The 8,211-nt window shown below is 69.7% G+C and carries 8 protein-coding genes; 5 read left to right on the top strand and 3 right to left on the bottom strand.

Going from position 1 to position 8,211, the window contains the following annotated elements:
- A partial coding sequence (locus AOK16_RS06895) for a helix-turn-helix domain-containing protein (protein ID WP_169790867.1) occupies positions 1 to 263 on the top strand: 263 nt, incomplete at its 5' end.
- Positions 264 to 454: 191 nt separating this feature from the next.
- Here AOK16_RS06895 and AOK16_RS06900 read toward each other — a convergent pair.
- Both AOK16_RS06900 and AOK16_RS06905 read right to left on the bottom strand, forming a co-directional pair.
- The gene (locus AOK16_RS06900) at positions 455 to 1,834 is read right to left on the bottom strand and encodes an aspartate aminotransferase family protein (protein WP_398718151.1); all 1,380 of its coding nucleotides are present in this window, start codon (positions 1,832 to 1,834) and stop codon (positions 455 to 457) included.
- Positions 1,819 to 2,292: an Lrp/AsnC family transcriptional regulator gene (locus tag AOK16_RS06905; protein ID WP_055471341.1), complete on the bottom strand. Its 474-nt coding sequence runs from the start codon at positions 2,290 to 2,292 to the stop codon at positions 1,819 to 1,821. Before AOK16_RS06905 ends, AOK16_RS06900 begins: the two co-directional genes overlap by 16 nt.
- A gap of 177 nt (positions 2,293 to 2,469) precedes the next feature.
- Between AOK16_RS06905 and AOK16_RS06910 the strand changes: the two genes are divergently transcribed.
- Complete coding sequence (locus AOK16_RS06910) at positions 2,470 to 3,909, top strand: gamma-aminobutyraldehyde dehydrogenase (RefSeq protein WP_055471342.1); 1,440 nt, start codon at positions 2,470 to 2,472, stop codon at positions 3,907 to 3,909.
- A gap of 139 nt (positions 3,910 to 4,048) precedes the next feature.
- Positions 4,049 to 6,823: a TIM-barrel domain-containing protein gene (locus tag AOK16_RS06915; RefSeq protein WP_157859133.1), complete on the top strand. Its 2,775-nt coding sequence runs from the start codon at positions 4,049 to 4,051 to the stop codon at positions 6,821 to 6,823.
- Between the two features lie 136 nt (positions 6,824 to 6,959).
- Here AOK16_RS06915 and AOK16_RS28025 read toward each other — a convergent pair whose 3' ends face one another.
- Positions 6,960 to 7,310, bottom strand: a complete 351-nt coding sequence (locus tag AOK16_RS28025) for an ATP-binding protein (protein ID WP_055471344.1) — start codon at positions 7,308 to 7,310, stop codon at positions 6,960 to 6,962.
- Positions 7,311 to 7,323: 13 nt separating this feature from the next.
- On the opposite strand from AOK16_RS28025, the gene AOK16_RS28935 reads away from it, so the two are divergent.
- Positions 7,324 to 7,455, top strand: a complete 132-nt coding sequence (locus AOK16_RS28935) for a hypothetical protein (RefSeq protein ID WP_276202479.1) — start codon at positions 7,324 to 7,326, stop codon at positions 7,453 to 7,455.
- Between the two features lie 138 nt (positions 7,456 to 7,593).
- Complete coding sequence (locus AOK16_RS06925) at positions 7,594 to 8,199, top strand: Uma2 family endonuclease (RefSeq protein ID WP_398718063.1); 606 nt, start codon at positions 7,594 to 7,596, stop codon at positions 8,197 to 8,199.
- Positions 8,200 to 8,211 lie beyond the last annotated feature (12 nt).

Consider the following 8,211-nt stretch of genomic DNA (forward strand, 5'->3'; position numbering starts at 1 on the left):
GGGTCACCGGTCTCGTCCCGGCGGACGAGGCCCGCGCCCTCGCCCGTACCCGGCTGGCGCCGCTGGAGGGCGCGCCGGCGGTGGTCGAGACCCTGCGGACCTGGCTCTCCCTGCACGGGAGTTGGGACCGCACGGCCGTGGCGCTCGGGGTGCACCGCAACACCGTCCGGCAGCGGATCGGGCGGGCGGCGGAACTGCTCGACGCGGATCTGGGGGACGCGGATGTGCGGATGGAGTTGTGGTTTGCGTTGAAGTGGGGCTGACCGGGTGGACTGGCACCGGGCCGCTGCCGGTTCGGTACCGCCGACCGCCGACCGCCGCCGTCCCGCTTCTCGCCGTCGCGGCGGAAAGAAATTCCCGCCGCGACGGCGAGCAACCACGACGGCGCAGCTCGGGTGGGGGTGCCTCCCTGCGGTAGCTGGGGGAGCCGAACCGGCCACAACCGGGTTACGCCTCAGATCTTGGCGGCCGCCTCCGTCAGGACCTGGCGGATGATCTGTTCGGCCTCGTCGAAGGTCGACTGGTCCGAGATCAGCGGCGGGGAGAGCTGGATGACCGGGTCGCCGCGGTCGTCGGCGCGGCAGTACAGGCCGTACTCGAACAACTTCTTCGAGACGAAGCCGTACAGCACCCGCTCCGACTCCTCCTCTGTGAAGGACTCCTTCGTCGCCTTGTCCTTGACCAGCTCGATCCCGTAGAAGAAGCCGTTGCCGCGGACGTCGCCGACGATCGGGAGGTCGTGGAGCTTGTTGAGGGTCCGGAAGAACGCCTGCTCGTTGTCCAGCACGTGCTGGTTCAGGCCCTCGCGCTCGAAGAGGTCGAGGTTGGCCAGGGCCACCGCCGAGGAGACCGGGTGGCCGCCGAAGGTGTAGCCGTGCAGGAAGACGTTGTCCTTCTTGTAGAACGGCTCGGCGATCCGGTCGGAGACGACCGCGGCGCCGATCGGGGAGTAGCCCGAGGTCATGCCCTTGGCGCAGGTGATGATGTCCGGCACGTAGCCGAACTTGTCGCAGGCGAAGATCGTGCCGAGGCGGCCGAACGCGCAGATGACCTCGTCCGAGACCAGCAGGACGTCATGGCGGTCGCAGATCTCGCGGACCCGCTGGAAGTAGCCGGGCGGGGGCGGGAAGCAGCCGCCGGCGTTCTGGACCGGCTCCAGGAAGACCGCCGCGACCGTCTCGGGCCCCTCGAAGAGGATCTGCTGTTCGATCTGGTCGGCGGCCCAGCGGCCGAACGCCTCGGGGTCGTCGCCGTGGATCGGGGCGCGGTAGATGTTGGTGTTCGCCACCTTGTGCGCGCCGGGCACCAGCGGCTCGAACGGGGCCTTCAGGGCCGGGAGTCCGGTGATGGACAGGGCGCCCTGCGGGGTGCCGTGGTACGCGACGGCCCGTGAGATGACCTTGTACTTGGTGTGGTTGCCGGTGAGCTTGTGGTATTGCTTCGCCAGCTTCCACGCGGTCTCCACGGCCTCGCCGCCGCCGGTGGTGAAGAAGACCTTGTTCAGGTCCCCGGGCGCGTGGTGCGCCAGGCGCTCGGCCAGTTCGACCGCCTTGGGGTGGGCGTAGGACCACACCGGGAAGAACGCCAGCTCGGCCGCCTGCTTGGCGGCGACCTCGGCCAGCTCCTGGCGGCCGTGGCCGGCCTGCACCACGAACAGGCCCGCCAGACCGTCGAGGTAGCGCTTGCCCTTGTCGTCGTAGATGTACGTGCCCTCGCCGCGGACGATCGTCGGCACAGGGGTGTTCTCGTACGACGACATGCGGGTGAAGTGCATCCACAGGTGGTCGTAGGCACGCTTGGCCAGGTCGCTGCTCATGGCTATCTGGTTCCCCAGGTGTAGGTCTGTTTCTTGAGCTTGAGGTAGACGAAGCTCTCGGTGGAGCGCACGCCCGGGAGCGTGCGGATCCGCTTGTTGATCATTTCGAGCAGGTGGTCGTCGTCCTCGCAGACGATCTCGGCGATGAGGTCGAAGGAGCCCGCGGTCACGACCACGTACTCGACCTCGTCCATGGCGGTCAGCGCGTCCGCGACCGGGTCGAGGTCGCCCTCGACGTTGATGCCGACCATCGCCTGGCGCCGGAAACCCACGGTGAGCGGGTCGGTCACGGCGACGATCTGCATCACGCCCTGGTCCAGCAGTTTCTGTACGCGCTGGCGGACCGCGGCCTCCGACAGGCCCACGGCCTTGCCGATCGCCGCGTACGGGCGGCGCCCGTCCTCCTGGAGCTGCTCGATGATCGCCAGGGAGACGGCGTCGAGCGTCCCGCCGGTGTTCTTGTCACGTGTGGCCACGTCCCTCACTCTGCATGAGGACTTCGCCGTCTGACAACCCCGTATCGATGAAATTCGTTGTTGATGGATTATTGAAGCACTGATTTCGTCGTTGTCGCAGGGTGGGTATGTTGAAAGCGTCGACCCCACGGCTAGGGTGGGTGTCTCAGTACTTGGACAACCACAGGAGGGGTGGCAGTGACCACCGAGCTGCGTCGTCTGCGCAACTACATCGCCGGGGAGTTCCGGGACGCCGCCGACGGGCGGACCACCGACGTGGTCAACCCGGCCACGGGCGAGGCCTATGCGACGGCCGCGCTGTCCGGCGCCGCCGATGTCGACGCCGCCATGGCCGCCGCCGAGGCCGCCTTCCCGGCCTGGCGCGACCTCGTACCGGCCGAGCGCCAGAAGGCCCTGCTGAAGATCGCGGACGCGATCGAGGAGCGGGCCGAGGAGCTCGTCGCGGTCGAGAGCGAGAACACGGGCAAGCCGATCGGGCTCACCCGCTCCGAGGAGATCCCGCCGATGGTGGACCAGATCCGCTTCTTCGCGGGGGCCGCCCGGATGCTCGAAGGGCGCTCCGCCGGCGAGTACATGGAGGGCCTGACCTCCATCATCCGGCGCGAGCCGGTCGGCGTCTGCGCGCAGGTCGCGCCCTGGAACTACCCGATGATGATGGCCGTTTGGAAGTTCGCCCCGGCGCTGGCCGCGGGCAACACGGTCGTCCTCAAGCCCTCCGACACCACCCCCGCCTCCACGGTGCTGCTCGCCGAGATCATCGGCGGGATCGTGCCCAAGGGCGTCTTCAACGTGGTGTGCGGCGACCGCGACACCGGCCGCCTGATGGTCGAGCACGAGGTCCCGGCCATGGCCTCCATCACCGGTTCGGTGCGCGCCGGCAAGCAGGTCGCCGAGAGCGCCTCGAAGGACCTCAAGCGGGTCCACCTGGAGCTGGGCGGCAAGGCCCCGGTCGTCGTCTTCGAGGACGCCGACATCGCCAAGGCCGTCGAGGACATCTCGGTCGCCGGCTTCTTCAACGCGGGCCAGGACTGCACGGCCGCGACCCGCGTGCTCGTCCACGAGTCCATCCACGACACCTTCGTGGCCGAGCTGGCCAAGGCCGCCGCCGACACCAAGACCGGTCTGCCGGATGACGAGGACGTGCTCTTCGGCCCGCTCAACAACCCGGGCCAGCTCGCCCAGGTCTCCGGCTTCATCGACCGGCTGCCCGCGCACGCCAAGGTCGAGGCGGGCGGCCAACGCGTCGGCGACAAGGGCTACTTCTACGCCGCCACCGTCGTCTCCGGGCTCCGCCAGGACGACGAGATCATCCAGAACGAGGTGTTCGGCCCGGTCATCACCGTCCAGAAGTTCACGGACGAGGACCAGGCCGTGGAGTACGCCAACGGCGTCGAGTACGCGCTGGCCTCCTCGGTCTGGACGAAGGACCACGGCCGGGCGATGCGGATGTCCAAGAAGCTGGACTTCGGCTGCGTGTGGATCAACACCCACATCCCGCTGGTCGCCGAGATGCCGCACGGCGGCTTCAAGCAGTCCGGCTACGGCAAGGACCTGTCCGCGTACGGGTTCGAGGACTACACGCGGATCAAGCACGTGATGACCTCACTGGACGGCTGAGCCGCTCGACTCCCGCCCGCCCCGGCCCGTTTCGGCCGGGGCGGGCGCGTTTTTCGTGCATGCGCCCGCGCGTTTGTCCAAGCGCGGGCCGCCAGGAGTTCATGGACCGCAGGCCCCTGTACTGGTGGGGTACGGGCGCATGAGCCCAAGCATCCGGATCAGAAGACGGTGGCCGCTGGCCGCCGTCGCCGCGGCCCTCGCGCTGCCGCTGCTCGCCCCGGCGGGCGCCTCCGCGTCGACCGACCGCCAGGCCGTACGGCAGGACGGCACGATCGTCGACGGCAAGGCGCGCTTCCAGGTCCTCACCCCCACGCTGGTGCGCCTGGAGTACGCGGAGGACGGGAAGTTCGAGGACTCCCCGACCGTGAACGCGGTCAACCGCTCCTTCACCCCGCCCGCCTACACCACCCGTGTCAGCGGCGGCATCCGCGAGATCAGCACCGGGAAGCTGACCCTCCGCTACCGCCAGGGCTCGGGCCGGTTCACCCCGGGCAACACCACCGTCCGCCTCAAGGCGGGCGGCCAACAGGTCACCGGCCGCCCGCAGTTCGGCGAGTCCACCTCGACCTGCGTCTTCGGGGCCGTCTGCGACACCGAGTACGGCGTGCTGGCGGGCGGTGCGCGTTGGACCTTCCGCGACGGCCACGCCACCAAGGCGTACGGGCGCGGGATCACCGACGGGCTCGACCGGCCGGGCGCCCGCACCACCGTCCGGGTGCGGGGCGTGCCGCACGACGGCACGTACGAGCTGCGGCTGCGCTACGCCAACGCCCGGGCCGCCGACGGCCAGGACATCACGCGGACGCTGTCCGTCGAGACCGGCGGGCAGCGGACGGCGCTGACCCTGCCCTCCACCGGCGACTGGGCCGTCTACCAGGCCTCCGAGCCCGTGAAGGTCGAGCTGAAGCGCGGGGTCGACGACATCACGATCGCCTGCCGCGAGGGCGACACCTGCCCGGTGAACGCCGACGCGTTCGCGGTCCAGGAAGTGGGCGGGACCGGTTTCCCGACCCCGGCCGACCCGGGGAAGAGCGCCAACCTCGGCGGCTGGACGCGCGGTCTGGACAACACCCCCGCCGCGCCCTACCAGTTGGGCGACGGCGTCCTCTCGCGCGACGGCTGGTACCTGCTGGACGACTCGGCGACCGCCCTCCAGGCCCCCGGCACCACGCAGCCGCGGCCGCGCGCGGCGCGGAACGAGACCGCGTACCAGGACGGCTACCTGTTCGGCTACGGCCACGACTACAAGCAGGGCCTGCGCGATCTGCGCGCGCTCACCGGGCCCGCGCCGCTGCTGCCGCGCTGGGCGTTCGGCGTGTGGTTCTCGCGCTGGCGGGACTACTCGTTCACCGAGTACAAGGACCTGCTGGCCACCTTCGAGAAGAACAAGGTGCCACTCGACGCCCTCGTCGTGGACACCGACTACAAGGGCAGCGGCTGGTGGAACGGCTGGACCGGCTGGAACCCCGCCCTCTTCCCCGACCCGGACGCGTTCATGCAGTGGGCCAAGGACAACAAGCTGCCCATCGCCCTCAACGTCCACCCCAGCATCGACGGCTCCGACCCGGCCTTCGCCCAGGCCATGGAGACCGCCCAGGGCAAACTGCCCAAGATCTCCTGCTATTCGAGCGCGGACTGCTACGGCTTCGACTGGTCCGACCCCGACCAGGCCAAGGCCTACTTCGACCTCCACACGCCGTACGAGCAGCAGGGCGCGCGGCTGTGGTGGAACGACTACTGCTGCGACGCCGCGACGGCCAGTGGGGAGGGCATCGCGCCCGACACGCTGATCAACCAGATGTACGCGGACCGCGCCGAGTCCCAGGGCACGCGCGGCTTCGCGTTCTCCCGCATCGGCGCCTCCTACCAGCGGCTGGGCGGGGGCTACGCGGCCGGGCCGTGGGCCGACCACCGCTCGACGATGCACTTCACCGGGGACTCCTACCCCAACTTCCCCACCCTCGACTTCGCGGCGCGGATCGCCGTCGCCGAGGGCAACATCGGCCTGCCGTACGTCAGTCACGACATCGGCGCCTTCCACGGCGAGGGCCGGCGCCCCGACGACCTGTACGCGCGGTGGATGGCGCTCGGCGCCTTCCTGCCGATCGACCGGGTGCACTCCGGTGGCGCGTACAGCCTGCCGTGGGAGTACGAGGGCGCGGCGGCCGAGGCCGGGAAGAAGTTCCTGCGGCTGCGCGGCTCGCTCGTCCCGCACCTCTACTCGCTCGCGCGCGAGGCGTCCGAGACGGGCGTCCCGATGGTGCGCGGCATGTACCTCAACTACCCGGAGTACGACGAGGCGTACAAGGGGAGCCAGTTCACGCTCGGGGACGACGTGCTGGTGGCGCCGGTGACGAAGGAGGGCGCCGAGGCCGAGGTGCCGGTGTGGGTGCCGCCGGGCACGTGGACGGACTTCTTCACCGGCAAGTCCTACACCGGGCCGAAGACCGTGCAGGTCAAGGCCGGGATCGACGAGATTCCGGTGCTGGTGCGCGACGGCGGCCTGGTGGTCCAGCAGGACGCGGACGACGCGGCCGCGAAGAAGCCGTTCACCCGGGCCACCGTGACGGCCGGCTCCGGCGGGCGCGGCTCCTTCGAGCTGTACGAGGACGAGGGCGACGGGCAGGCGTACCGCGCAGGTGCGCACGCCACGACCCGGATCGAGCAGGCCCCGGGCCGGCTGGTGATCGGCGCGGCGCGCGGCTCGTACGACGGGCACGCCGCCACGCGCGCGTGGACCGTACGGCTGCTGGACATCGACCACCGGCCCGAGCGGGTCTCGGTGGGCGGCGCGCGGCTCGCGGAGAGCACGGGCGACGGGCCGGGCTGGAACTATGACGCGGACAGCCGGGTACTGACCGTGCGGACGGCTCCGCTGGACACCGGGAAGCGGTGGGTGATCGAGACCCGGTGAGACGGCAGTTGTGCCTGCGCGGGCCGTGCCCCGACACCTCATCGGGGCACGGCCCGCGCGTTCCGCTTCCCGGACACCGGAATGCTCCGCCGCCTGTCCGTCGTCCGCGACATCACCCCGGAGGAGCGGTGTGCGTTCACGCGGGAGTGGCGTGGGATCGCAGGGCTCTGACGGCTGTTGCCGCTGCGAGCGGCAGAGCGCTGCCGCCGGTCCGCGCGATGATGGACCAGACCGTCTTCCGCCGGTCGTACGGGCTCATCTCCATGCCCCAGGCGAGGCTTAACCCGGCGACGAGCAGAAGCCCGCGCCCTGAACAGGAGTCATCCGTTGGGCAGGGGACCCGCGGAAGTTCGCCCGGTGCGCCGTCCTCGACTTCGACGAGGGCGTGACGGCCGTCGTACGTGAGCGCGACCCGGAACTCCTCGCCCGGAACGTGCCGGAGGGCGTTGGTCGCCAACTCGGTGACCGCCAACGCGACGTCGTCCACGGCGTCTCCCAGCGTGATCGCTGCCGATGTATGCCCGGGTGGTGCGCTCGCGGCATTGCCGTCGTTGCTCGACGAGGAGTGGCGCACGTCGGTGGACACCGATGATCCGCACTGCTCGCGCGTGGTGGACCTCACCGATTGGTGAGCGCCTCGGCGGCCGGTCGAAACGACGGCTTGGCTGCCCGGCGGCTTGTACAGCGCCGCCTTGGGAACGCGTGACCGACATCCGTGCGTATCGTTGTACTGCGCGGTTGCGCCGTCTGGCGCGGGGAGGAGCGGCACAGTGACGGCCATCGATGACATGCCTGACACGATCGGCGGGATCAAGATGTCCCACAGCGGAGCGCCGAGCTTGGACGACCTGTTCGAGCGCCTGGAGCGCATGCCTGTCCCCGAGGGCTACAAGGTCGAGATCATCGAGGGGACAGTCCACATGTCGCCGCAGCGGCGCACTCACTGGAAGATCATCCGGAAGATCCTCCGCCAGCTTGAGGACCACTTCGGTGTGGACGCCGAGATCGACTCCGATGTGCGTGTCGATTTTCCGGGCTACATGAACGGGTTTGCACCTGACCTCTGCAAGGTGGTGGAGGGGGCGACGCCGGACAGCAAGGGGCGGTTCGCGCCAAAGGACCTTGAGTTTGTCGCCGAGGTCATCTCGAAGGGGACCGCCGCTCACGACTATGGCGAGAAGTTGCGGGCGTATGCCGAGTCCGAGGTTCCCGTGTATATGATCGTCGACCCGTACGTCGGTAAGTGCCGCGTATACACGCATCCCAAGGAACACGCCTACCGCAGCGAACTCACGGTTGCTTTCGGAGAGTCGGTCGATCTCAGGGACACCGCCGTGGGCCTCGTCCTTTCGACCGAGGGTTTCCCCCGCGACTGACAGTTCCTCGCC

It is taken from the genome of Streptomyces pathocidini (assembly GCF_001418495.1).
GTDB classification, from domain to species: Bacteria; Actinomycetota; Actinomycetes; order Streptomycetales; family Streptomycetaceae; genus Streptomyces; species Streptomyces pathocidini.